This window comes from Prochlorococcus marinus str. MIT 9302 (genome assembly GCF_000759975.1).
Classification (GTDB): domain Bacteria; phylum Cyanobacteriota; class Cyanobacteriia; order PCC-6307; family Cyanobiaceae; genus Prochlorococcus_A; species Prochlorococcus_A marinus_M.
This window is the reverse complement of sequence record NZ_JNAM01000005.1, coordinates 28,306-51,865: the sequence shown is the minus strand read 5'-3', so window position 1 is coordinate 51,865 and position 23,560 is coordinate 28,306. Positions and strand designations below refer to the sequence as shown.

The window sequence follows — 23,560 nt, the reverse complement described above, 5'->3', positions numbered from 1 at the left end:
CTAATATTTGAGACTAAATTTCTTAACTAGCCATTGCGCAAAGATATTAACCAGTAAAGATAGGATCATCAGTACAAAAGCCGCATAGAAAAGTGATGAAACCTGACTTCCATCAGCCTCACCAAACTGATTTGCAAGCATGGAGGAAATGGTATATCCAGGAGATAATAGAGACCAACTAAATGCATTGGAATTACCAATAATCATTGTGACAGCCATAGTTTCACCCATTGCCCTACCTAAAGCCAATAGAACACCTGCCATAATTCCTGATAACGCTGCTGGCAAAATTACTGAAAATATTGTTTTCCATCTACTTGCTCCAATTCCATAGGCTGCATTTCTAAGCTTTTTAGGAACTTGATTAAGTGAATCTCTTGCAATGGAGGTCACTATTGGCAAAAGCATTACAACTAAAATCAATATTGCTAATAAGGAATTCCTGCCTGAAGGTTCTGTACTAAATAAAGGTATCCAACCAAAGAAATTATGTAAAAAGACAAAAAAGGCTCTAAAAAAAGGTTCCATAACAAATATTGCCCAGAGTCCTAATACAACTGATGGAATAGCTGCTAATAATTCAACAAAAGAACCTATTATTTCTCTAAAAACTTTTGGGACAAAGTCCTCAGTAATAAATATTGCAGTTCCAACTCCCAAAGGAATAGTTATTAATAACGAAAGAAATGAAGTTACCAATGTGCCATAAATTGCAGTAAAAGCTCCGTATTCATCTTTTACTGGGTTCCATTCAGAGGTTACTAAAAACTTCAAACCATACCTTGAAAAGGATTCAAATGACTGGAAAAAGACTACTAAAATAATTCCTAAAAGTATTATTGCTACGAAACTAGACAAGACTAGGGCAGTATTCTTGAAGATAATATCTATATTTTTTTCGATACCGAATCTTTTACGATTCTTGAAAAGAGTTAATTTCTCTTCCATTAAAAAAACAATATCTCTATAAATCTACTACTAAATGCTGTAAAAGACTTTAAGAGGACTTAAAGGTATATGAAAGTCATGATAATTTGACATCTATTAAATTTTTTAACTACCTATTTTTTCAACGGCAGCTCTTGATTTCAAAAGGATATCCCCTTTTAAGGGGATAAATCCAAGGGATGAAGCCTTATCTTGATACTCATCACTTAACAATGTATTAAAGGCTTGTTTGATTGCTTTTGTGTTTCTACCATTACCTTTTTCGTAAGCAAGTATCCATGTCAATGAAGCGATAGGGTACGCTCCTTTTGCTGTTGGATTAGGATTTTTACCCGCAAGATTTTCATCTAAAGTAATACCATTAAGAGCCTTAGCTCCTGCTTCTGCAGATGGTTTTAGAAACTCCCCTGAAAGATTTTGAAGTGCAGCAGCTTTAACATTACCTTTTATATAAGACTGATTTACATAACCAATTGCGCCTGGAGTGTTTTGAATTACACCTGCAACACCAGAATTACCTTTTGCTCCAACGCCTGCTGGCCACTTAACTGATTTACCAGTTCCTAAAGTCCATGTTGGTGAAAATGCTTCCATAGAGTTTGTGAAAGCCTTAGTAGTTCCTGAACCATCAGAACGATGTGTCCAAGTTAACTTTCCTGATTTACAGCCTAATTCTTTCCAGTTTTTAACCATACCCATTGCAACTCGTACTGCTTGCTCTTGAGTAAGTTTCAAATCGCAATCATAGTTATAACCAAAAGCAATAGTTCCACCAACCATAGGTATTTGAACAAGTCCTCTAGTAACTTTCTCTATATCAGAATCTTTCATAGGATCATCTGATGCACCAAAGTTTACGGTTTGGTCTATAAAAGCTTTTCTTCCAGAGCCAGAACCAACTGCTTGGTAATTAACCCTTGGTCCACCAGATTTAGCTAAATCAAAAAACCATCTAGTATAAATTTTCGAGGGAAATGTAGCACCTGCTCCGCTCAATCTTTTTGATGCCATCGCAGATGGAGAAAGTATTAATGAAATTGCAGCAGAGAAAATGAGGGTATTTTTGAAAATGCTCACTGAGTAATGAGAAATAAGTTTGTTAAATATAAAGTTAATTTACAGCATTAAGGAAATTTAAAAATTGAAAGATTTATATATCAAATTATTTTGATATATCTATTTTAGTAGCTCTACTGCTACAACAAGATTACCCAACAAACCGTTCAAAATATTTAGTTGTTCTTTACTACCAAATGCTATTAATACCTGTCCTGGTTGAAGTATAAAGTTACCTCCAGGGTTGGTTACTAATTTTTCGTTTTCCTTAATGGCTAAAATTTTTGCACCACTCTTTTTGCCTATTCCAAGTTCAGAAAGTGATCTTTTCTCTGCAGTTTCAAAAAGACTAATATCATTACTTAATTCAAATTCTTCAATTTCACATTCACTTCCTGCGAGCAGATCAAGAAAATCAATAGCAATAGGTCTTAAAGCCATTGATGCCATTGCTCTTCCTGCAGCTATATAAGGACTTACAACTATACTTGCACCAGCCAATCTTAATTTACTTGCAGCTTCTTCAGTACCTGCTCTTGCTATTACTCTTATAGAACTTCTTATCCCTTTAGCACTTAAAACCACATATAAATTAGCAGCATCATTAGGTAAGGTAACAACTAAACTTTTGCATTTTTCTAATCCTGCCAGTTTTAAAGTCTCATCAAGAGTTGCATCAGCACAAAGTACTTCTAAACCATTTTCTTCAGCAATCTTTTTTCTATCTTCATCGCTCTCAACAACAATAATTGGAATATTTTGCGTTTTTATTTGGTTAGATATTTCCTGACCTACCCTCCCATATCCGCACAAAATTACATGATTTTCCATTTTTCTAAGAAGTCTTTTAAAACGTAATTCGTTTACTCTTTGAAAATAGCCGGATTCGAATAATCTAACAGCTTTTTGAAAGGTAAATTGAATAAAGATCAATCCGCCAACGATTACTAAGACAGTAACGAACCTGCCTTCAGGACTTAAAGGTTGAACTTCTCCAAAACCAATAGTGGTTATTGTGATCAGAACCATCCATAAGCAATCACTCCATTCCCATCCCTCTGTTATTCGATAGCCGATTGCACCTAAAAAAAACAGAAAGAATAAAGAATAAATAAGTCCAAACCAAGGCCTTAAGTAGTCTTTAATAAAATAGAACTCAAATAATCTAAGCTTCATATCCCTTATTATCGTTAACTATTCAAAAATTTCAAAAAAATTTCCTATTATGTTCCTAAAACTATTTATTTGTTTAGGTGAAATATATATTTAGCAGGATAATAATATTTATTTTCGTAGCTGTTTGCATTAAACAAATGATTACTGTTTCAGGTCTTAACTAGTGCTTGATTAAAAATTAATTCAAGGTTTTACTTTTACCGATTCAACTAGAAAATCAGAAGCTACCTTTAACCAATCAGCGACTGTAAGACGAAGATCAGGTTGAGAATATACAAGCGCAATAATAATTCCAACTAAGATTATTTTTACCATGGCATTTCAAATATTCTTATGAATTAAAGCACACCTATTTAGTAAAAAGAACCTTATATTTATAAAAAGCAGATTAATTAAATTTTCTCTAATTGATTAAACAAATATTCCACTCTTCTGAGATTAACACCTAAATCTGATTGACCTAATCTAGCCGCAGATCTTATTTGAATGATTCCTTTAGATCTATCTACATAACTTCTTGAATCAAGCTTCAAAATTTCGAGGTCATCTGGAAATCTAAAAATCAAGCTTCTACAAACACCTCTCCAATAATTGCTTCCACTTTCAATAACTTCTGTACGAGGTAACCCTTCTGCTAGAGAAACGAGTTGAATAAACTTCTGATCAACATTTATTAGTTTCTTTTCTATTAAGACACTATTTAATGGATTGGTTATTGGAGCAAGACCTTGAATAGAGGAAACCATATTATTTAAAAACAATGTAAATGTTCTAACCGATTTCACATACAAAGTGAGAGAAGATAAGTAAAGAATTTGCCCATAAATTTGATCTCTTTATAAAGATTCCTTATTTTGTAATCAAAATTCTAAAATTTTAGATTTTTAATTATTTTTATTGGTAGAGATGGTTGTCTAGCTTGTTTACTATTTAGTTTCACAACCCATAAAAAAACTGCCACAAACAAAAAAATCTCAACAATAATTCCAACCTTTATTAGACTCATTTTTTATCCTCTTTTTTCTTGTTTGTGCCCTCTATGTATGGCACCAGAATATTCAATAACCATTTTTTAAATGAAATTAACGGTTTCATAATCTATTTACTTCCCTTTTTTCCACAAACTTCTCCCTTTGATGAGATCCTCTATATTTGGCCAAGCTGCTATTAATTCTTTAAGTGCCTTTCTATTAGGAGTATAGAAAACGCATGACAAAGCACTTATTACATAAAGTATGAACCACAACTTACTTTCTGAATAAGCTAAAAACAACGAAAAAAGAAAGCTTCCAATAAAGAAAAAGAAAAATAACCTATTTACTATCTCTAATGGACTTCTTTTAAGTCTGTAAAATTTAATCTTTTTACTATTTTGTTCGGTATCTTTATGAAATTTACTTTCGTATGAATTAATTATTTCTTCTTCAAGAACTTTTTCATACTCTAAATTATCAATTGGATCACTATTATCCTTTTTATTTTTCATTAAAATCTCTTCAGCATAAACATAGTAACTAATTTATTGTGTTTTAAAAAGTATCAACTATTATCTATCACCAGGAACTATACGAATAGATCATGATTTTGAAAACACTTCAAAATTCTCTTATTTATAAAAGATATATTATTTAAGACATTTTTTCTAATTTTTCCAAATCTTTCTGTCATTTAAAACAATCACTTCTATAAACTTCATAGCATTTATTAAATTGGAAGGCAATATCTAAATCTAGAGTTAAAATAGTTTAGAGATTTTAATAATAAATTATATGCAAAGGTATTTGATTTCCTACGAATTTACTGATGGCGAGGATCAAGAAGAAGGGGCAGAAATGCTAATTAATTGGTACGAATCAGGCGGTCCTCAAAACAGACCTGAAAACTATGAGGTTCATTCTTGGATTTTTATGGTTCAAAATGGGATAGGTCATTCTGTAGTTAGCGCTGATTCCCTTGAGACAATTTGGAAGCAATGGCATCCTTGGAGAAGGTTAATGGATATAAGTATTCAGCCATGTATGGATCTAGATGAGACAGTCGGATTATTCAAAAAACAAAAAATGAATACACGAATGGTTTAAGAGTATTTCTCATTCCATTTATAAATTTCTTTTTAGTAGCAGACAATACTACATACAGAACTCTTTGCGTTAAAAAGGAAAAGATTGATTTTCCATGATGAATGATTCTTATCACATTTACTTTAAAGGAGAAATTCTTTTCAAGAATTTAAATAAAGATGAATTCGAATTTGTTTGGGGGAAACTTTATACATCCTATATAAATGCCCTAAATAAAGAACTCACGTACGAGTTAATTAGCGAAAATAATATTAAAGAGCCAAGCTTTAACTTTGAGCCATCTTACTAAATCCTGAAATAGATTATAAATTATGAATAAAATAAGAAAAATTGTATCTCATTAATATTGAGATACTCCTTTTCTTCTTTGCTTATATCCAAAGCTATTTTATTGGCCTCAGTTTCAACATTTGAATTATAAGTTTCAAATTTCTCGTCTCCTTTAAATAGGGCAACAATTCCAATATCTGATATAAACCAAGTAAAGTGATGAGTTTCTCCAATTGGCTCGTCTTTTAAAGAGTCAATAATCAAATCACATGTTGAATTCATTTAATTGTTATGAGTGGGACTTTTAATTACCCCCATTGCAATATCTCACTGCATCAGATTTACTCCCACCGTCTTCAATAATTTCGACAACACATTGATTAAAAAGTTTAGACTCTTTTTTTACTGAACAGAATCCAAAAGCTATTGCAGCTAAAGCTATTGCAGATACAAAACTAGATCCAAGTTGAATAAATCCATAGGCAAACATAATGTTTTTCTTTCCAGAACATTTTTTTGAATCCTTTTTTTCCTCTGACATTTTAAATTTTTTAACTTAATTTAATTTATTTGATTAATTTTAGATTTGAGAAATATTTCCATAGAGAAAACCGAATCAAGACTTAATTTCAATGGATGAGACAAAAATAAAAAAAATCAAGTTTCCTTTTATTTTTCTTAACTTTAATTGTCAATTTGATACATCATTAAAAATAAATTTTTTTATTATTTTCTCAACATTATTTTCAGGTAAAGATACATTTTCTAACTTTAAAAGTAATGATCCCACTGTTATAACAATAGATTATGATGCCTTTTAAACTATATTTAAACTTTTCTTAATGGAGTATAAATACTTAAAAATTATTCAAGAAAAGCTTGTTTTGATAATGCTCCCCGAGAGTTATCCACTTTTTTAGTGTTTTTCAACAGGGTTTTCCACAATATGTTGATTGAATTAAATCTTCTATGTGCAAAATAAAATATTTTCGTTTTTTTGACAAATGATCCCACATTTTGTTTTAGGGATTGGTAGGATTCAGATTGTCATTTTTTTAAAATAATTTTAAATTTATGAATTCCAATAAAATAAAAAAAAATTTGACTATCGAAATTAAAGAAGAATTTAAGAAATCAAAGCTTGATGTTCTTACTAACGAAAATGATTTTTTAGTAAAAAATCTTAAAAAGGCTGGATAATAATATTTTTGAGCTATCAAAGATATAATTAAGAAACAATCCTATTTATAAATTTACTCATCTGAAAGTAAAAAATATTTTTTAAACTATCTGAGATTATTTAATCAAATATAAATCTTCTATTAAAAGATACAAAATTGTACTCCTTTCTTAAACATTAAAAATAAATATCAGTTATATTAAAAAAATCTCAACAAGAGATCAGATTAGAAATATAAATGGTAATTTCAAAGGTTTTATTTAAATTATTTATTTATTCCTTTTACCTATATTTGAAAAATAGCACCAGCTAAAAGATGAATACTAAAGAACTTAAAGTCAACTACAAAAAGCTTTTAAACAAAGCTGCTAAAGCAAATGGTCGTAAAGAAACTGTTTCATGCTTAAATCGTGCTGCTAAAATCAAGTCAAAACTCTATTCAAATACTCAAGTAAATTGTTTTAGATGTAATGGAGCAGGTTTTCTAAGAATTTCATTAGATGAAACTCAAACCTGTCTTTCTTGTTATGGAAAGGGTTTTTTAATTAAAGAAATCCAGCAGGTTTAAAATAAATTTGATTTATTAATGAAAAATCTAATTCAAGCTCATAAAAAATTAATTAAAACAGTCAAAGAACAAATGGGGTTTTCAGATTATGGGATGTATTGGTTAGCTTTCCTGGAAGGGGGGTTAACTATTTGGTTGCTAGATAGAATTTTTTTTCACTGGTTAAAGTTTTAATTTAGATCTAAAGAAAAATATTTCTATAGGTATTAAATAAATTAATTTATCGAAACCATTTAAAAGGTTGTAGCATAGTAAAAAACTAATATGCAATTACTGGGATTAATTCTTCTACTAGCTAGTAGCTGGTATTTATGGAAATTGACATCAAACTTTCTTGATGAACCAACAAAGAAAGAGTTTTCCAATAGTTTTAATAATCTCAAAAATAAATTCTCTGAGGGGAAACAAAATTTTTCTAAAGCAAAAATAAGTGAAGCTTGGGAAAAATACAAAGAAGAAGGTGGAGCCTTATCTAATAAAGACAAAAGCTAGTGGACTTTTTTATTATTACAAGTTTCACCAAAAATATTTCTAGAGTTGATCTAATAGGCATTTTGATTGGTCATTTAATTTTTGGTTTTGCATTGACACAGCTTTTAGATTGGACGTGGTTGAAGAACCTTATGAGTGAGGAAGATAAAACAAGGATGCTTAAAAGTTATACATGGAAAGACTTATTAGTTGATGGCGCAATTGTTACGGTAGTTCTAGGAATAATTTTTTTGATAATTAGCATTTTTTTATAAATGAACGTAACTTACATCCTTTTAGTTTTTTTAATGCTATCAATTGTGATTTTTTCTCAAATAATCAATTCCTCAGACAAAAATCAAAATAAATGACAGAAGTAACTAGCGACTCTACAACTGGGTGGTATTTAATCGCTTTGGTAAGCACTTTATCTTTTTTAGCCTTAATTTATTTCGGAAAAAAAAGATAGATTACATTTTGAAAGACTATTTAAATTAATAAAAAAAGCTCTGCAAATACTCGAGATGCAGAGCTTTTGATTATTAAGTGATTAATTTATATAAATCTATTGATAATAAAACCTTTTTTCTTAATTAAAGAAAAAGAGACCGATGAATGTGATGAAGATACTGAATTCACGGTCCCTTTGATAACCGCATTTTTCGGTAGATACGACAATGAATCACCTCCTTTACTAATGTTTTTCTAAACATAACTAAAAGAATTAAAGAAGAAAAGAAATTCGTTAAAAATTTAAAAGTTTTTTAACAAATTAACGATATAAATCTCTTCAATACAAAGGTAAAGATATTACCAGGGTAAAACTTCTCCGTTGGCATGCCAAAACTTACCTGAGTTTTTTTTATTTAAAGAATCAATACGTTTTAAAAGGCCATTTGCTGATTCTACAGGACTAATTCCATTTCTTGTAAAGCCAGTCATTCTTGTACTCACTAACCCGGGATGCAAAATAGCTACATAAATATCTTCTTTTAATAAATCTATAGAAAGTGATTTTGCAGCCATGGACAAGGCGACTTTAGACATCCTGTAACCATAAGAACTTCCAGAGGTATTATCTTCAATAGATCCCATTCTACTTGTGATAAAAGCAACTTTAGAAGATCTTTTTAAAAGAGGTTTAAGTGATTGAGTCATACATATTGGGCTCAATGCATTGACTTCAAATTGACGCAAAATACTTTTTTTATCTAAGTTTTCGAAAGAATTAAATTCATAAATTCCTGCATTATGAATTAAGCAATCTAAATTAACTCCAGATAATTTTTTACACAAATTTGTTATCGACTCATCAGAAGAAATTTCTATATTCTCTTCAATTCTCACTCCTAAATCTCTAAGTTCTTTTGAAGCTTTCCTACACGTTGCAATTACATTATCTCCCCTCTTATGAATTTGCTTACATAATTCTAATCCAATACCCCTATTTGATCCTGTAATTAGATAAGTCGACATCTTTAAACTAAAAATAAAAAATTAATCTAAATCCAAATATAAAAAAAACAAACTGGAAAAAGAAAAAAGTTATAAAATTCCTGATATGATTTTTTAAGGTTATAATTATTTTTGATATTTAAAAGATTTCTAAAAGAAAGCGAAGATATTTTTATCATCAAAATTTAAATTATGGAAATTATTAATCAAGAATTTATACAAGAGATTATTAGGTTAACCTGGAGAAATCCTGTTTTCATGGCTATTGCTATTGCATTAGTTTGGCTTATCCCACAATTATTTATCAGAAAAATAATGGCAAAAAAATATGAACAAAGAAAAATAGAAATTCAGAAAAATAAAATTCAGAAGCTTTACCCAACCAATACTCCTAAATAAAATTTTTATTTATAAGATGATCTAATGAATCAAAAAATTTATTTTTTGCATCTAAGTAAAATATGACCTACAAAATAATTAGAATTGATGGAAAAGTTGACGAATTAACCGCTAAAAGTTTTGATAACTATTCAGATGCATACGATTTGTTAGAGGAACTATATGGAGATTTATGTTGTTCAGATGCAGATTATGGAGACATAACCTACTACGATATTGTGGAAAATAATTCAAAAAATATTAATGGAGAATAAAAAATGGGCTCCCTCCCAAGAAGAAAAAATTGGGATAATAACGAATGTATATGAATCCATCAAAGAAAAGCTTTCAGAACTTTAAAAAGAAACTGGATGTCCCTTTTCATTTATATATGATTTCATTGGGGAAATTCAAAATGAATGGCATCCAAAATCTTGCCGCTCTTTAGTTAAAAATAAAACAAGGCAAAATTAAAATATTTTCAAAACTTAAACTCAATAATATAAAAATTTGAAGAAATTTATTTAAATAAAAATTCTTGAATATAATATTAAAAATAAATTAATTACATAATGATTATTAGAATACTAGGTATAATTTTAATTCTTGGTACGATTGCATATTATGGTTTAGTTTTAACTGGTCATGGCAATCTCTAGTTTTTCATAGTTTTTTTAAATTATTCATGAAATGGCCTCCTCCTTTATGTTGGACAGCACCAGAGACTATTAATGGCAATAGGCATTTTCAAGTTAAAGCTTATGGTGGTAAAAAGGAAGATAGATGGGTTGATATTTTTCCTACCAAAAATAAAAAAGATATTAAAAGGATCTCATGGGAAAAACTAAAATCCGAATGGACTTCAGGTTGGTTAAGGCTTCCAAAAGATAAAAATTAATTTATTTATGTAAACAAATATTATTAACCCGCAAACTGTAAAAAATCATACCTAATACCAGAAAAATATCTTCTAATATTTTTAAAAAGCCATTTGATATGAATCCAGAACCTAAGAAAAAACTTCCTAATAAAAAAGTTATAAGTTCAGCAAAATTTGAGGCTAAAGAGCAATTCACAAAATCTGCATTAGAAAATTTAAAAACAGAAAAGGAAAGGCTTGTGAATTCTCTAAAAAAATCTGGAGAAATTAAAGAATCATAATAAAAAATAGATTTACAAAATTAAAAAATTTTTACTAACATAATATTTTATAGATTAAGAAATGATTGAAAAAATCTCTCTTGCAAATTCACATTTACCTCAACTTATTGGTTTCGTACTTATGTCAATAGGTTATACATTAGGCAATAAATTTTATCTTCCCGAAATCAAACAAAATAATCGTAATTAGTTGTTAAAGTTATTATTTGCAAGTCAATATTAATTGAAGATATATTCCCATACAAAATTGTTTAATACTCTCTTAATTTAGAAAATCCTATTTAAAAGCAAATGCTTTTGTGAATTTCTCTACTTCCTAAAGCAATACATAAACGTAACACTTTAGTCTTTTTAAATTTGAAATCCAAAAATAAACTAAGAATTCATACTATTTTTTATTAACTATGTTACATTTATTAATAATTACAGCTAAGGTTTCCTTTGCCATAAAGCAGATATAAGGAAATGTTTAATATAAACTAATGTTATTTACTCTTTGGCTGATTCAAATATCACAGATGAAAAATAAAAATGGATGCTCTTACTAGTTTTATAGTTGTAATCATTTCAATTACAATCCAATTTTCTTTATATACAATCAAAAGGTTACAGGAACCTTTAGAACCAAATTATTCAATAGATAATAATGCAAAAAAAATTAAAAACTATATGGGTAAATATTGGAAAAATGCCGAAATAACAAATGGTAGATTAGCTATGGTTGGTTTTTTAGCATTAATAATAAACTACGGTTTTTTTGGATGGATAATTCCTGGGTTTATTTAAGCGATAAATATATTTAAGATTTTCGGCAAATTAAATTTCTCGTTCTAAAACAATCTAATTTGTAAAAAAATTTTTATAATAAGAAAAAAAACTTTGAGTAATTCTGATTTTGATAAAAATGGATTAGACAGCTACGGAATACACTGGCTCCAATATGCTGCTTTTGCTTTCTCTTGTTTTGCTATATTTACGACCTGGGGATTTTTTTATGATGAAAAATTTCATAACTTCATAATGAACATTATGAGGGTTATTAATTGCAGTGAATTTAACTGTAACGGAGCTTTTTAAAATTCTATGTCTAATCCAGATCAAAAAACATTATTAATTGATAATGCCTATAAGCAAATAAATAATATCTGTAAAAATCTTCAAAAAGATACTGGTGCTACGAATTTAGAAGTTAAAAGTTTTTTAAAGCTAATTATGAACGAATGGGAAGAAAAGAAAGATCAAAAAACTGGTTTTGGATTCAGGTAAAATTAGCCACTTAATAAAGTGCCCGTGACATAAAATATTAATTAAATAAGAATATATTATTTTATTTTAAAATTTAATATTCTTAAATTTCAGAGTTTTTTAAAATCAAAAAGGAATGAATCTCGAAGAAGAGATACATTCCAAACTTAGCTTTAGTTTTATCTAGATTTAGATTTTATAATCCAACTCCTCTGGTGGACTGTCAATCATTAGATTCCTCCAATTCAACAAATTAAACCTACAACTAACTTATAACGAAGGTAAATCAGTAAAAATGCTGATTTTATTATTTACTATAAAAATTAATTTTTATCTGTTGATAATCTTAAAGAAGTTTTGGGTGATAAAAAATAATTGAAAACATATTTATTGCTTCCTAAAAGGTTTGAATTAAAGAAGCCAATTCTGGTGCATCTAACAAAAGTGCAAAAAAGGTTAGCACAACCAATAGAAATATGGAGAAGTAAAATTGAATCATGACTAAAAATTACTTAAAAAGTTTTTTTGAAGTTGTATAAAATAATGCTTTGTTTACATAATTAAATATATCTACAATGAAAAATTTATTTAGAGAATAATTAATTTGCTTCAGGAGAAAATATAGTCCTATTTATTTGCAAATATTCACAACCTTTAAATAAATAATTACTCTTTGGTAAACGTTTTTCGTATCTTGGACAGATCAAGACAGTAGCAAACGTTTAAGTAGTTCTTTAGCGAAAGCGATTACAAGTAGTACAAATTTTTGTACTTTTTCTTTTTAGAATAGGTTCTTTTAGATATTCTCATTTTGCCGAATTTACCTTAATCATGATTACTGGAATTTATTAGTAACAATTTGCCAACCCCCAGAAATTAATTCATTCCATGTTTCATAAGCACATTCAATTGAATGAAGTCTTGATTTTTTAAGTTGGGCTGGTTCACCTAATTCATTTGCATAGAAAAGGTAAGTATAGACTTTTAAGTTATAAGATACAGATTTCTTATAACTTTCAAAAAAAATCAATAAACCACTTTTTTGGTTAAACAACCAGCCAGTTGGGGGGTCAATAAGGCTGCTGCGATAAAAATTAGTCCAAACATTAGCGACTCCTGATGTCATATTAGATAATACAGCTGTACTAATAGTATATGTATACTACTCTTCAGCGTCAAGTATTCTTTCCCAAGTATTATTTGAATACAAAAATTACTTTTTAGAACTTGTATTTTTCATTTGGTAATAATGAATACCAGTAGTACCTCCAATAGGGAAATATCATTAAATAGTAAATCGAAAAAATAAAATGTATCGTAATCCCTTCTATTTAGGATGGAATAAAGGTTGGTCTTTTCTATTTTTTTTAGAAGGTGGTACAGCAAAAATCGAAGCAAAAGGTTTTGGCATATCAATATCAACAAAAGTTGATAAAGGTTAATCACCCTTAGAAAATGCAGATAGATTGGTCTCCAAAGAACAAAGGATTAGAAAATCAAGATATTATTCTTGGGTTAGATCCATTAATGGAAAAACAATCAATTAAGTAGTCCTTTAATTATTAAATTAATTAGTTGACAATCAATTTAAAATATAATTAGTTATTTATTTATTTTCGTGTCCAACAAATTTTATGAATGGTGGAAAAACCATAGAAAAGTGATAACCTATGGTACTTTTATTGTCTTATTTGGTTTTTATTTGTTTCCTGTTGTCAAAGAAGCAAAATATAAAAACCAATGCATTATGTACTCTACTAAAGGAGCATTAACTAAATTTAATAAAGACGATATCGGAGAAACCCTATTAAAAGAGACAGGTTTGACCGTTGACGAGCTAGCAAAGATTGAAGGTTATAAGAATTGCAAAAATTAAAAAGTTTGCAAAAATTATGCTTAGTTTTTGAATGATTAAGTTTTTGTTCAAACTAATCTTACTAATATCATTAATTGGATTTATATCAATAAGTCCAAAAACAAGATATATAGTTGGAATATCTTTAAAACAAATTTCTTCATTTCTTTTATGGACTGTTAAATTTGAAGATAGAGAAAAATGGATTATGGATAAACCAAGTTGGATCCCTAGCCAAAAACTTAATCAATCGTATTAAATGAAGACTTATTTAGAGGAACGAATTGAATGGTATGACGATAATTATAGAAATGGTAATGCTTTAATCTCTGATAAGCAGTTCAACCAACTTGAAAAGAATTTATTAAGAACAAATCCTAATTGTGATTACTTTAAAAAGAAAAATAAGCTAGTTTTGCCTTCATTAGAGAAAGATTCAATAGATAAATTTTTGAAAGGATTATTACCAGATACTAGATTATTAATTGAGCCTAAAATTGATGGTTGTGCTGTTGCTTTGCAATATAGAAATGGAAACTTAGAGAAAGCAATTTCAAGAAAAGGCACTGAAATTACAAATAAAATTATAAAAGTTAAAGACATTCCTAATCATCTCCCTATAAAAGGAATTCTTCAAGTTAGAGGCGAACTATATGCACCCAACCAAACTCCAAATATCTCCCAAAGAATCGCTTCTGGATTTCTTAGGGCTAAAGAAGGATTTTCTGAAAACCTCAGCTTTTGCTCATTTCAAATACTTAATTCAACACTTAACCAATATGAGTCAAAAAAGAGTCTTTCTAAGCTAGGTTTTACAATACCTCATGATATTTCTTGTAATTTCACTAGCCAAGTCCAAGTATTTAGAAAACAATGGATAGAAGGTAAGCTATTTGAAAAATATCCAACAGATGGAATTGTATTAAAAATAAATTCTAGAAAATTACAATTAATTAGAGAAAAATCAAATTTAGATTATCCTTATTGGCAATTGGCAATAAAAAGCTAATGGAACTAATACACAAGATTTTTCCTACTTGGCATATTTACTTGGACATGTTTTTGGTTGGTTTTGGAACTTACAGTTTTCTAAGGATTAAGAAAAAAATAAAATCCAAATAAATAATTCATAAATAAAGTTTTTAAATCATCCTTGTTCTTTAAGCATGGCTCTAAGTTGTTCGGTATCCAATTGCTCGAGATAATTTCTAATTGCCAACCAAGATCTTCTGCTTTCTAGCTTTCCGCTTTGTTTAAATAAATTTGCGGAAACTTGATCTATCAATTCCTTATGAGTCATATTCATATTCTTCATCAAGTTCAATAACAACACCATTAAAAAATTCTGCTAATAATTTTGAGGGGTCTTGGATAGATAACTTTCTATCTACTTTTGATGGTTTTTTTTTGATTGGATTTAAATTAATCATGCTGATTCAGGTAATTCAAGTTCTTCAAAAGTCCAACCTTCTAATTGAAGGTCATGCCATTTATCCCAGGCGTTGTCCAAATACATTTGAGTTGATGATTTAATTGCCGCTGGCTCTCCAAGATTATTTGCATAATATGTATGAGCAAAAATTCTCATTCTATTTCTTGGAGATTTTTTATTCATTGTAAATAAAATTAATCTACTGCGGTCTGGACTAAGCAACCAACCACTTGGAGACTCATTACGATAACCGTAAGAAAAATTAGTCCAAACATTAGCCCCTCCTAAAGTCATTCCTAGATAATACATATGTACTAGTAATATAAGTACATATGGAATGAATCGTCAAGTATCTTGACAGATAACCACTAATATAGTGCTGCAAACCAAATTCACAAAAATAAAATACCTACCAAAAGCTTGTTATAGCAAGGATTTTGATAGGCAACACCGGATCCCCGTCAGTTCTCTGCTGCATCGACCTGGAAATGCCAGAAGAGGATTCAAAGTGGGCTTTCGTTTCCGATTACAAGATCGGTTTACTACCGCATCACGACAGTCTCCTCATGTCGAAAGAGAGTCAGATCAGAGCACATAAAGAAGAACTTAACCAAAGATCCAGTAACCTAACTTTAACTCATTTTTTTATCCATTTGGAGATGGCCAAATGTCTCTTACCATAGTTAATAAAACTTGAGCTTCATCATATCTTTCTGAATGCGTTTTACCATTTAATAAAAATGTAATGTGAGCCATTTTTCTTCCCAGAATTTCTCGAGATTTGCCATAACAATGAATATTAGAACCCTCAATTTCAGATAACATTTTGACTCTTGTTTCAATTGTCATTGGGAAATTTTTTTTTAATCCCAGTAGATTGATCATAATCGCCCCTTCACAGTTCATTTTAATTTCAGGTGGCATTATCCCAGAAGAAATGCAAACATATTGATCAAACTGACTTGAGGTACAAGCTTCAATAGAGAAATGAGCTGAGTTATGTGTTCTAGGAGCTATTTCATTAATTAAAAGACCATTATCTCCATAGAAGAATTCAATAGCTAAAACTCCAACATAATTAAGTTCATTGACTATTGAAGAGAAAATATTTATTGCAAATAAGTTCAAATCATATTCATTTGTTCCAGGTGCAAGAACCCAATCACAAACATGGTTTGATTGGAATGTCTCAACTATTGGAAAGAATCTTATCTTACCGGTCCTATCTCTCGAACCAACAAGAGCCAGTTCTTTTTCATACTCTATCCATTCTTCTATTAACCATTCATCAGAATTATTCTCTGTTAAAAAAGAATCTAAATCTTCTTTTGTCCTTATTTTTCTGTTCCCTTTGCCGTCATACCCACCTTTATTTGATTTTGCCATTAGAGGAAAAGTCCAGTTATTGATTTCTTCATCCGAGAGATTTTTAAAATCTTCAATACTTATCCATTTTGGACAGGGAATATTCATTCTATCTATTAATTTTTTTTGAGAAAACCTATCTACTAATGGCTTAATTGCATTAAGGCTTGGGACAAAAATATCGTTATTATCAATTAAATTTAATTTATCAATTTTTATCCATTCATTTTCAAAAATTATTTTTTCACACTCATTAATTAATGATTTATTACCTCTTATCTTTAAAGGATCAGCTTCTATGACATGATCTGCCTTTAAGCCAGCAGGATCATCACAAGATTTTGTTTGCACGCATACTTCTAAATCTCTTTTTTTTGCTGCCTCAGTTAACATCAAAGCCAGTTGACCACCTCCAATTATTCCTAGGGAATAATTTTTCTTAATATCGTTTATATTTTTTTTTAAACTCATAGCATGATTTTATTACCATTTCTAATTCTTAACAACTGAATTTTTAAGTATCTAGAGCTTAGATTTTGCTAATATATAAAGTATTTAATACCAAATATTTATAAATTTTAACTAGGTAATCAATTGTGAATAATAGAAAAATATTAGTCCCATTAGGTGATAAGTCATACGAAGTAACTATAGAAGCAGGGATACTGAATAATATCAGCGAAGAACTTTTAAAAATTGGAATAACAAAGAATAGAAAAATACTTGTGATTTCAAATGAAGAAATATCAAATTTGTATGGTGAAAAATTCTTAAATAATTTAAAAGATAATCAATTTCAGGCCAAAATGTTCCTTATAAAGGCTGGAGAATCATATAAAAACTTAAAAACCTTAAGTGAAATATATGATGTTGCATTTGAATTTGGCTTAGATAGAAATTCAATAATTATTGCCCTTGGAGGAGGAATCGTTGGAGACGTTAGTGGTTTTGCAGCTGCTACTTGGCTGAGAGGTATTGAATATATTCAGATTCCAACAACATTGTTATCAATGGTTGATTCATCTGTGGGAGGAAAAACAGGAGTAAATCATCCAAAAGGTAAGAATTTAATTGGAGCTTTCAATCAACCTAGAGCAGTTTTCATTGATCCAGAAACTTTAAAAAGTTTGCCTAAAAGAGAATTTAACGCTGGAATAGCCGAAGTCATTAAATATGGAGTAATAAGAGACAAAGAACTTTTCGAATACTTAGAAATTGAAAAAAACAAGAATGAACTTATAAATCTCAAGAATGAATATCTAATTAAAATAATTAATAGTTCAATAAAAACAAAGTCTCATATTGTTTCTCAAGACGAACATGAAAATGGTGTTAGAGCAATATTGAATTATGGTCATTCTTTTGGTCACGTTATTGAAAATTTATGTGGATACGGCAAATTTCTTCATGGTGAGGCAATATCAATTGGTATGAATATTGCAGGGGAAATAGCAATTGATAAAGGGTTATGGTCTAAAGAAGAATTAGAGAGACAGAAGAATCTTTTGAAGAGTTACGATCTTCCTACCGAGATCCCCAAAATAAAGAAAGAAGAGGTTCTAACAATACTTATGGGCGATAAAAAAGTTCGTGATGGCAAAATGAGATTTATATTACCGAAAGAAATTGGTGAAGTAGATATATATGACGACGTAGAGGATTCATTATTTTTAAAGTTTTTTTCTTAACGCAAACAGGTTGAATTTATATTCATTTCCTTCTCCTTAAACTTATTAAAAACAAACCACTTAAAATCGCCTAGACATACAGGATCCACGAGTCTAAGTAATGCCTCTCTTCTTAAAAGAGCATTTGATAAATCCTCCATAAATTCCTTCTGAATACCATAAAGTCTCTCTGCCAATCCAAGTGCCAACAAAGCCTCACCTTGTTTAGTTAGTCCAACAGTATTAAATCCAAGAGTCTCAGCATCATTAATTAAAGTTTCTATGCACACATGAGATGTTAAATCGCAATTTCCAGGAGAATCTAGGACATTATTTGTCATTTTTTGATTTCCATAGGAAACTATCGTCCCATCAGAATTCTTAGAGGAGTAGTATTTTTTAGCTTCCTTAGCGTAATCAATTATCAATAAAATACCATTGTTAATTTTTCCATAAATAGCTTCTAACCATTTTGAGTTATCTATATGCCATTCTGTTGTCCATCCTTCAAGAGCGTCTTCAGGCGGGATAGTAATTCCCAACTCACTTTTAGCAAGTTCAATACTTTTTCCCAATTCACTTGTAATTGGCATTTCATCAAAATATAATTTATGAGATGTTTTGTCTATAGAAACTGCTTGTCGAAGTAATTTTCCTTTTGAGAAGGTTATTCTCTCTACTGGCAAAGCATCTAAAACCTCATTTGCAAGAACTATTCCATTTATATTATTTTCCTCTACTTCTTCCAAACCTTTCCATAAAATATCAATACCTAAGTTTAAAAATTCGTCCAATTTAATTTTTTGTTTTTCTACCATCCCTTCATTAGGTTCAATAATTACAAAAGAAACTCCTTCCAAAAAATTCTTGTTATTTTCTAAAAAATATTTAATTAATCCACTCATAAAGCTTCCATCTCCTGCTCCAAATTCAATTACAGCTAATTTCTGATTAGATAAAAAACTATTTTTGAACTGAATCAACCAATCTTCTATTTGTTTACCAACCAAAAAAGCAAAATCATCAGATAAAGAGGGTGATGTAACAAAATCTCCTCGAAAGCCTAACTCAGCTTTACCGCTGCCGTAATAACCATTAATAGGATCATTTAAAACAAAATTCATATAGTCATAAAAACTTATAGTCCCGCCCATTTTTATTATTTTTTTTACTAACCAATCTGGATTATTCGCGGGTAAGCTATTCATCGGCGAAAATATAAAGAGACAAAACTTATTTATGCCTTCAAAGATTAACTATTTATTAGGAATATTTCTAACTATAGTAGTTTTAACTTCACATAAACCCGTTTTCGCTATAAATAATCCAAATCTTTTACCAGAAGAAAAAACACCTGTAATTGATTTAGCTAAAACATTGAGTCCCAATCAGAAAAAATCTTTAGAGGATAATCTAAACAAGCTAGAAATTGAAAGTGGATGGAAAATTAAATATTTATCTCAGTTTGAGAGTTCTCCTGGTAGCGCGATAAAAGACTATTGGGATCTAGATGAGACGAGTTTATTAATAGTTGCAGATCCCAGAGGTGGTAATTTGCTTAACTTTAACGTCGGAGAGGCTTATTTTAATTTTATGCCAAGATTATTTTGGGTTGAACTTCAAACAAGATTTGGTAATCAATATTATGTAAAAGATCATGGTGAAGATGGAGCAGTACTAGATGCAATTAATTCAGTAAAGATTTGTCTTAAGAGAGGAGGATGTCAAGTTGTCCCAGGTCTGCCCAAAGAGCAATATATATGGACTTTATGTACCTCTATCCTTGGAGGTTTAGTAGCAGGATTCGCATCTGCCCCAAGGAAAGAAGGTCAAGTTATATCAATTGGATTTTTAGCTCTTCTTTCTCCTTTATGGGGAATGTTATTTGGAATCTTTGGTTTAGCACCGATAATCACCAGAACGAATGATTTATTACCTTTATTTAAAAACGGCTTAGCATTTACTGCAGCAGGAATTGCGGGATATATTTTATCTCAAACATTATTTTCAAGATATGAAAAACCCAAAAACACTTAAAATATGATCAAAAAAATTTTTCTTCTTCACAAATTTCTCCTAACTCTGAGTACCATCGATGAGAAACATGTCTTAATTTCTTTTCTTCAAACTCAATCCATGAAAAATTAATTAACAATTTTCCATCTTCAACAGTTTTATATCTTGGAACTACAGCAGTATTAAAATAAAATGTTCCTTTACTATCAATTTTAAACATTTCTCTTAAACCAAGATTTCTTTTAAGCCGATTGTGCATATGACCAAAAATCACAAGATCAACTTTTCTTTTCTTTTGTATTTGTGAAATAGCAACCGACAAATCTCTATCTCCCCAATCTAGAGAGGGTAATTTCCAGTCTTTCCCACATATACTTCCAGGTTCAGAACCTAAACCTGAAGGGCCAGCATGAGACATAATTATTAAAGGTATATCTTCAATGGAATTTTCAGAACATTTGATAATTTTATTTATTGAATCTTGTTCGCTGATAGGACCATAAACTCCTTTTACTTCTTGTGAAAGATAGTAACCACCGCCAGAACTACATGGTCTTGCAGATAGTAAATTTATTTGATTATTAAAAACTTTCAAATCCCATGCAAAATATTTTCCGCCAAGAACTCTTATCTGCTTTGAGAGAATTTCACCTGTAGAATCCTTCCCTCTATCATGATTACCTAAAATCACAAAAGTTGGGATTTGAATCTTATTTATTTTTTTAATTATTTTGACACTCCCATCAGAAATATCGCCAACAAATAAAACAATATCTGGTTTAAGAATCGATAAAACTTTCAAGTCTAATTCAGACCATTGACCATGACAGTCACCAACAATAGCAATTTTTAAATTTGTCAGAATTTTTTCTGTTTAAAGGCATATAATCTATTAAGAGATATTCTAAATCCTGACCAGTATAACTTCTACTGCAAAACAGAAATCGATTCAAAAAGAAGAGGATTTGATTTCTGAAATAAAGGAGCGTTGCCTAGAAGCCAATGCCATTATTTTGGCGCATTATTATCAAGCTCCAGAAATTCAAGAAATTGCAGATTTTATTGGAGATTCACTAGATCTATCTAGGAAAGCTGCAAATAATGATGCAGATATAATAATTTTTTGCGGGGTACACTTTATGGCCGAAACCGCAAAAATACTTAGCCCAAATAAGACAGTCTTATTGCCAGATATTGACGCAGGATGCTCATTAGCAGACGATTGTCCCTCAGATAAATTTCAAAAGTTTAGGGAAGAGAATCCAGACCACTATGTCGTAAGTTACATAAATTGTACTGCGGAAGTAAAAGCTCAAAGTGATTTAATATGTACAAGCAGTAATGCAGTCTCATTAGTTAAAAAGATACCTGAAGATAAAAAGATAATTTTTGCTCCCGATCAGAATCTTGGGAGATGGGTTCAGAAAAATTCAAGAAGAGATCTCAAATTATGGCCTGGCAGCTGCATTGTACATGAATCATTTAGTGAAGAAGCTCTACTAAAATTAAAACACCAAAATCCTGGAGCAAAAGTTATTGCTCATCCTGAATGTAGTCAGAATTTACTTCTTCTCTCAGACTTTATTGGATCAACCAGTAAATTACTTGATTTTGTCAGCAAAGATCCATCTAAAACTTACATGGTATTAACTGAACCTGGAATAATTCATCAAATGAAGAAAAAAGAACCTAATAAAGTCTTTATTGAAGTTCCAGATATAGAAGGTTGTAAATGTAACGAGTGTCCATATATGAAATTAAATACTTTAGAAAAAATTCTTGATTGTTTGAAAAATAATTCACCATCTATCGAACTCGACCCTGAAATAATTAGAAAAGCCTATATACCAATAAAAAGAATGTTGGATATGAGTAATTAATTTAATGAAAATACTTTATTTCCATTATTAATTTTTAAAAATGTATTTAGGTTTGTAGTGGCAGGATTAAACTGACCTATCTGATTTTTCCTTTTAATGATATTTATTAGCTCTTTTTCACCTGCTTTATATTGTTTATCTTTTCTAGTTCCAATCTCTCTTTGAAGAATAGGGTTGATATTCATTTTTACTTGTAGGTCCGGAACAATTCCAGATTTATTTATATCAGTACCGTTAGGAGTTAAATACTTGGCGACCGTAACAGTTAGACCTGAACCATCAACTAAAGTTCTCATAGATTGAACTAGTCCTTTACCAAAAGTTTTCTTCCCAACTAATATCCCTCTATTGTTATCTTTTATTGCACCAGAAACTATTTCACTAGCACTAGCAGAGCCCTCATTAACTAAGACAACTAAGGGCTTCTTTGTTAGAGCTTGACCATTTCCTCTTTTTGTTTCTTTTAAACCATCTTTACTTAAGGTGCTTACTATTATTCCCTTATTAATAAAATGTCTTGAGATGTCAATGCTTGATTCTAGTAACCCTCCAGGATTACTTCTTAAGTCAAGAACATAACCTGCGACTTTTTTTGTTTCTAAATCCTTAATAGCATCTCTCGCCTCTCTTGATGCATTTGCATTAAATTGTTTAATTCTTAAATAACCGATTAACAACCCGTTTTTGGTTTTATTGACTTTACTTGAAACAGTTTTTATTTCAATCTTTTCTCTTGATAAAACCTTAAAAAAAGATTTAGAACCTCTAAGAATTTCAAGCTTAACTTTAGTACCTCTTTGACCTCTTATTAGTTTCACAGCATCCTCTATATTCATCCCTTCAGTAGAAATATCATCTATAGATAATATTTTATCTCTAGCTTTAATTCCAGCATCATAAGCAGGAGTACCTTCTATAGGAGAAATAATTATTAAATCATCAGATTCTTTGTCTTTAACTATTTGGATGCCAACCCCAGTTAATTCTCCAGAGGTGTCAATTCTCATTTGATTAAATTCCTTAGGTTCTAAAAATCTTGTGTAGGAATCATCTAAGTTCGATAGCATATCTCTAATCGCATCATATGCTTCATTACTGTCTGAGTATGTTTTTGATAAAAACTCTTTTCTTAGCTTAATCCAATTAGACTTTTGAAATTTACCACTTGAATCAAGAAAATCTCTATATACAATTTGCCAAACATTATCAATTACTTCTTTATAACTATTATTTAAAACAGTTGCTTCTGCAAAATTATTGAAAAATATCCCAAAAAAAGTTGTCGCAAATAAAATTATAATTTTTTTTTTAGGCAATTTTGTTATCTTCAAAGAATTAATTATTTTTTTTATATTA

Annotated in this window: 39 protein-coding genes and 1 other RNA gene; 21 read left to right on the top strand and 19 right to left on the bottom strand. The window is 29.7% G+C overall.

Translation table 11 applies throughout. From position 1 onward, the window contains the following. The 7 genes from pstC to EU96_RS07335 form a co-directional block, all read right to left on the bottom strand. Positions 1 to 948 (bottom strand): phosphate ABC transporter permease subunit PstC, encoded by a 948-nt coding sequence (pstC, locus tag EU96_RS07315; RefSeq protein ID WP_032525992.1) that lies wholly within the window; start codon positions 946 to 948, stop codon positions 1 to 3. 105 nt (positions 949 to 1,053) lie between these two features. Continuing rightward, entirely contained in the window at positions 1,054 to 2,025 is a 972-nt protein-coding gene (pstS, locus tag EU96_RS07320; protein WP_032525990.1) for a phosphate ABC transporter substrate-binding protein PstS, read from the bottom strand. 99 nt (positions 2,026 to 2,124) lie between these two features. After that, positions 2,125 to 3,180 (bottom strand): potassium channel family protein, encoded by a 1,056-nt coding sequence (locus tag EU96_RS07325; protein ID WP_032525989.1) that lies wholly within the window; start codon positions 3,178 to 3,180, stop codon positions 2,125 to 2,127. Positions 3,181 to 3,363: 183 nt separating this feature from the next. Next, entirely contained in the window at positions 3,364 to 3,495 is a 132-nt protein-coding gene (locus EU96_RS10625; RefSeq protein ID WP_275040757.1) for a hypothetical protein, read from the bottom strand. 77 nt (positions 3,496 to 3,572) lie between these two features. Continuing rightward, positions 3,573 to 3,926 carry a DUF1499 domain-containing protein gene (locus tag EU96_RS07330; RefSeq protein WP_032525987.1) on the bottom strand — a complete coding sequence of 118 codons (354 nt, stop codon included), beginning with the start codon at positions 3,924 to 3,926 and terminating at the stop codon, positions 3,573 to 3,575. Positions 3,927 to 4,048: 122 nt separating this feature from the next. Continuing rightward, positions 4,049 to 4,186, bottom strand: a complete 138-nt coding sequence (locus tag EU96_RS10160; RefSeq protein ID WP_193741297.1) for a hypothetical protein — start codon at positions 4,184 to 4,186, stop codon at positions 4,049 to 4,051. Between the two features lie 96 nt (positions 4,187 to 4,282). Further along, positions 4,283 to 4,666, bottom strand: coding sequence for a hypothetical protein (locus tag EU96_RS07335; protein WP_032525986.1), 384 nt, complete (start codon positions 4,664 to 4,666; stop codon positions 4,283 to 4,285). Between the two features lie 283 nt (positions 4,667 to 4,949). Here EU96_RS07335 and EU96_RS07340 point away from each other — a divergent pair, with 283 nt between their 5' ends. Together EU96_RS07340 and EU96_RS07345 are read left to right on the top strand one after the other, a co-directional pair. Further along, complete coding sequence (locus EU96_RS07340) at positions 4,950 to 5,261, top strand: DUF3303 domain-containing protein (RefSeq protein ID WP_011376267.1); 312 nt, start codon at positions 4,950 to 4,952, stop codon at positions 5,259 to 5,261. A 97-nt stretch (positions 5,262 to 5,358) separates the two neighbouring features. Continuing rightward, positions 5,359 to 5,550 carry a hypothetical protein gene (locus EU96_RS07345; RefSeq protein ID WP_241434552.1) on the top strand — a complete coding sequence of 64 codons (192 nt, stop codon included), beginning with the start codon at positions 5,359 to 5,361 and terminating at the stop codon, positions 5,548 to 5,550. Positions 5,551 to 5,570: 20 nt separating this feature from the next. Here the strand turns inward: EU96_RS07345 and EU96_RS07350 are convergent, their stop codons facing one another. Together EU96_RS07350 and EU96_RS07355 are read right to left on the bottom strand one after the other, a co-directional pair. Then, on the bottom strand, positions 5,571 to 5,813 hold the full coding sequence (locus EU96_RS07350; protein WP_032525984.1) for a hypothetical protein: 243 nt from the start codon (positions 5,811 to 5,813) through the stop codon (positions 5,571 to 5,573). Positions 5,814 to 5,835: 22 nt separating this feature from the next. Beyond that, the gene (locus tag EU96_RS07355; RefSeq protein WP_032525983.1) at positions 5,836 to 6,072 is read right to left on the bottom strand and encodes a hypothetical protein; all 237 of its coding nucleotides are present in this window, start codon (positions 6,070 to 6,072) and stop codon (positions 5,836 to 5,838) included. 533 nt (positions 6,073 to 6,605) lie between these two features. Here EU96_RS07355 and EU96_RS10620 point away from each other — a divergent pair. The 4 genes from EU96_RS10620 (at position 6,606) to EU96_RS0108995 (ending at position 8,025) form a co-directional block, all read left to right on the top strand. Then, positions 6,606 to 6,731, top strand: a complete 126-nt coding sequence (locus EU96_RS10620) for a hypothetical protein (RefSeq protein ID WP_275040756.1) — start codon at positions 6,606 to 6,608, stop codon at positions 6,729 to 6,731. 296 nt (positions 6,732 to 7,027) lie between these two features. Next, entirely contained in the window at positions 7,028 to 7,279 is a 252-nt protein-coding gene (locus EU96_RS07365) for a hypothetical protein (protein ID WP_032525980.1), read from the top strand. A 264-nt stretch (positions 7,280 to 7,543) separates the two neighbouring features. Further along, complete coding sequence (locus EU96_RS0109000) at positions 7,544 to 7,771, top strand: hypothetical protein (RefSeq protein WP_032525979.1); 228 nt, start codon at positions 7,544 to 7,546, stop codon at positions 7,769 to 7,771. Next, entirely contained in the window at positions 7,771 to 8,025 is a 255-nt protein-coding gene (locus tag EU96_RS0108995) for a hypothetical protein (RefSeq protein WP_032525977.1), read from the top strand. Before EU96_RS0109000 ends, EU96_RS0108995 begins: the two co-directional genes overlap by 1 nt. 535 nt (positions 8,026 to 8,560) lie before the next feature. On the opposite strand, the gene EU96_RS07370 is transcribed toward EU96_RS0108995, so the two are convergent. Next, positions 8,561 to 9,226, bottom strand: coding sequence for an SDR family oxidoreductase (locus tag EU96_RS07370; protein ID WP_032525976.1), 666 nt, complete (start codon positions 9,224 to 9,226; stop codon positions 8,561 to 8,563). A 171-nt stretch (positions 9,227 to 9,397) separates the two neighbouring features. Here EU96_RS07370 and EU96_RS07375 point away from each other — a divergent pair, with 171 nt between their 5' ends. The 8 genes from EU96_RS07375 to EU96_RS07395 all read left to right on the top strand — a co-directional run bounded on the left by EU96_RS07375 (position 9,398) and on the right by EU96_RS07395 (position 12,010). Then, positions 9,398 to 9,604 (top strand): hypothetical protein, encoded by a 207-nt coding sequence (locus EU96_RS07375; protein ID WP_032525975.1) that lies wholly within the window; start codon positions 9,398 to 9,400, stop codon positions 9,602 to 9,604. Between the two features lie 62 nt (positions 9,605 to 9,666). Continuing rightward, the gene (locus EU96_RS07380) at positions 9,667 to 9,858 is read left to right on the top strand and encodes a hypothetical protein (protein WP_032525974.1); all 192 of its coding nucleotides are present in this window, start codon (positions 9,667 to 9,669) and stop codon (positions 9,856 to 9,858) included. Positions 9,859 to 10,268: 410 nt separating this feature from the next. After that, positions 10,269 to 10,481, top strand: a complete 213-nt coding sequence (locus EU96_RS07385) for a TIGR02450 family Trp-rich protein (RefSeq protein WP_032525973.1) — start codon at positions 10,269 to 10,271, stop codon at positions 10,479 to 10,481. A 98-nt stretch (positions 10,482 to 10,579) separates the two neighbouring features. Continuing rightward, positions 10,580 to 10,744, top strand: coding sequence for a hypothetical protein (locus EU96_RS10155; protein ID WP_193741296.1), 165 nt, complete (start codon positions 10,580 to 10,582; stop codon positions 10,742 to 10,744). Positions 10,745 to 10,805: 61 nt separating this feature from the next. Then, positions 10,806 to 10,934, top strand: a complete 129-nt coding sequence (locus EU96_RS10615) for a hypothetical protein (protein WP_275040755.1) — start codon at positions 10,806 to 10,808, stop codon at positions 10,932 to 10,934. A 341-nt stretch (positions 10,935 to 11,275) separates the two neighbouring features. Further along, on the top strand, positions 11,276 to 11,530 hold the full coding sequence (locus EU96_RS10150; RefSeq protein ID WP_032525971.1) for a chlorophyll a/b-binding protein: 255 nt from the start codon (positions 11,276 to 11,278) through the stop codon (positions 11,528 to 11,530). A gap of 93 nt (positions 11,531 to 11,623) precedes the next feature. Next, a complete protein-coding gene (locus EU96_RS09740) occupies positions 11,624 to 11,821 on the top strand; it encodes a hypothetical protein (RefSeq protein WP_072014685.1) in 198 nt (65 codons plus the stop codon). Between the two features lie 6 nt (positions 11,822 to 11,827). After that, positions 11,828 to 12,010 carry a hypothetical protein gene (locus EU96_RS07395; protein WP_032525969.1) on the top strand — a complete coding sequence of 61 codons (183 nt, stop codon included), beginning with the start codon at positions 11,828 to 11,830 and terminating at the stop codon, positions 12,008 to 12,010. Between the two features lie 814 nt (positions 12,011 to 12,824). Here the strand turns inward: EU96_RS07395 and EU96_RS07400 are convergent. Beyond that, entirely contained in the window at positions 12,825 to 13,115 is a 291-nt protein-coding gene (locus EU96_RS07400; protein WP_032525967.1) for a DUF1651 domain-containing protein, read from the bottom strand. Positions 13,116 to 13,299: 184 nt separating this feature from the next. Here EU96_RS07400 and EU96_RS10610 point away from each other — a divergent pair, with 184 nt between their 5' ends. The 4 genes from EU96_RS10610 to EU96_RS07410 all read left to right on the top strand — a co-directional run bounded on the left by EU96_RS10610 (position 13,300) and on the right by EU96_RS07410 (position 14,853). After that, the gene (locus EU96_RS10610; protein WP_275040754.1) at positions 13,300 to 13,431 is read left to right on the top strand and encodes a hypothetical protein; all 132 of its coding nucleotides are present in this window, start codon (positions 13,300 to 13,302) and stop codon (positions 13,429 to 13,431) included. Positions 13,432 to 13,607: 176 nt separating this feature from the next. After that, positions 13,608 to 13,865 (top strand): hypothetical protein, encoded by a 258-nt coding sequence (locus tag EU96_RS0108980; RefSeq protein ID WP_032525966.1) that lies wholly within the window; start codon positions 13,608 to 13,610, stop codon positions 13,863 to 13,865. Between the two features lie 31 nt (positions 13,866 to 13,896). Beyond that, complete coding sequence (locus EU96_RS07405) at positions 13,897 to 14,103, top strand: hypothetical protein (protein ID WP_032525964.1); 207 nt, start codon at positions 13,897 to 13,899, stop codon at positions 14,101 to 14,103. Next, on the top strand, positions 14,104 to 14,853 hold the full coding sequence (locus EU96_RS07410) for an NAD-dependent DNA ligase (RefSeq protein ID WP_032525962.1): 750 nt from the start codon (positions 14,104 to 14,106) through the stop codon (positions 14,851 to 14,853). Positions 14,854 to 14,991: 138 nt separating this feature from the next. Here EU96_RS07410 and EU96_RS10145 read toward each other — a convergent pair whose 3' ends face one another. From EU96_RS10145 to EU96_RS07420, 5 genes are all read right to left on the bottom strand, one after another. After that, positions 14,992 to 15,144 carry a hypothetical protein gene (locus EU96_RS10145; RefSeq protein ID WP_193741295.1) on the bottom strand — a complete coding sequence of 51 codons (153 nt, stop codon included), beginning with the start codon at positions 15,142 to 15,144 and terminating at the stop codon, positions 14,992 to 14,994. Then, positions 15,134 to 15,274, bottom strand: coding sequence for a hypothetical protein (locus EU96_RS10140; protein WP_193741294.1), 141 nt, complete (start codon positions 15,272 to 15,274; stop codon positions 15,134 to 15,136). Before EU96_RS10140 ends, EU96_RS10145 begins: the two co-directional genes overlap by 11 nt. Continuing rightward, positions 15,271 to 15,570: a DUF1651 domain-containing protein gene (locus EU96_RS07415; protein WP_032525960.1), complete on the bottom strand. Its 300-nt coding sequence runs from the start codon at positions 15,568 to 15,570 to the stop codon at positions 15,271 to 15,273. Before EU96_RS07415 ends, EU96_RS10140 begins: the two co-directional genes overlap by 4 nt. Positions 15,571 to 15,719: 149 nt before the next feature. Continuing rightward, positions 15,720 to 15,904: non-coding RNA, 6S RNA (gene ssrS, locus EU96_RS09730), on the bottom strand. A gap of 17 nt (positions 15,905 to 15,921) precedes the next feature. Continuing rightward, positions 15,922 to 17,112 carry a 5-(carboxyamino)imidazole ribonucleotide synthase gene (locus EU96_RS07420; protein ID WP_032525958.1) on the bottom strand — a complete coding sequence of 397 codons (1,191 nt, stop codon included), beginning with the start codon at positions 17,110 to 17,112 and terminating at the stop codon, positions 15,922 to 15,924. Between the two features lie 125 nt (positions 17,113 to 17,237). On the opposite strand from EU96_RS07420, the gene aroB reads away from it, so the two are divergent. Beyond that, complete coding sequence (aroB, locus tag EU96_RS07425; protein WP_032525956.1) at positions 17,238 to 18,329, top strand: 3-dehydroquinate synthase; 1,092 nt, start codon at positions 17,238 to 17,240, stop codon at positions 18,327 to 18,329. Here the strand turns inward: aroB and EU96_RS07430 are convergent. Beyond that, on the bottom strand, positions 18,326 to 19,516 hold the full coding sequence (locus EU96_RS07430; protein ID WP_032525955.1) for an SAM-dependent methyltransferase: 1,191 nt from the start codon (positions 19,514 to 19,516) through the stop codon (positions 18,326 to 18,328). The genes aroB and EU96_RS07430 overlap by 4 nt on opposite strands. Positions 19,517 to 19,547: 31 nt before the next feature. On the opposite strand from EU96_RS07430, the gene EU96_RS07435 reads away from it, so the two are divergent. Beyond that, the gene (locus EU96_RS07435; protein ID WP_032525954.1) at positions 19,548 to 20,345 is read left to right on the top strand and encodes a methanol dehydrogenase; all 798 of its coding nucleotides are present in this window, start codon (positions 19,548 to 19,550) and stop codon (positions 20,343 to 20,345) included. 7 nt (positions 20,346 to 20,352) lie between these two features. Here the strand turns inward: EU96_RS07435 and EU96_RS07440 are convergent, their stop codons facing one another. After that, entirely contained in the window at positions 20,353 to 21,126 is a 774-nt protein-coding gene (locus EU96_RS07440; protein ID WP_032525953.1) for a TIGR04168 family protein, read from the bottom strand. Between the two features lie 118 nt (positions 21,127 to 21,244). On the opposite strand from EU96_RS07440, the gene nadA reads away from it, so the two are divergent. Further along, a complete protein-coding gene (nadA, locus tag EU96_RS07445; RefSeq protein ID WP_072014683.1) occupies positions 21,245 to 22,204 on the top strand; it encodes a quinolinate synthase NadA in 960 nt (319 codons plus the stop codon). Here nadA and EU96_RS07450 read toward each other — a convergent pair. Further along, positions 22,201 to 23,535 carry a S41 family peptidase gene (locus EU96_RS07450; protein WP_032525951.1) on the bottom strand — a complete coding sequence of 445 codons (1,335 nt, stop codon included), beginning with the start codon at positions 23,533 to 23,535 and terminating at the stop codon, positions 22,201 to 22,203. The genes nadA and EU96_RS07450 overlap by 4 nt on opposite strands. Positions 23,536 to 23,560: the final 25 nt, after the last annotated feature.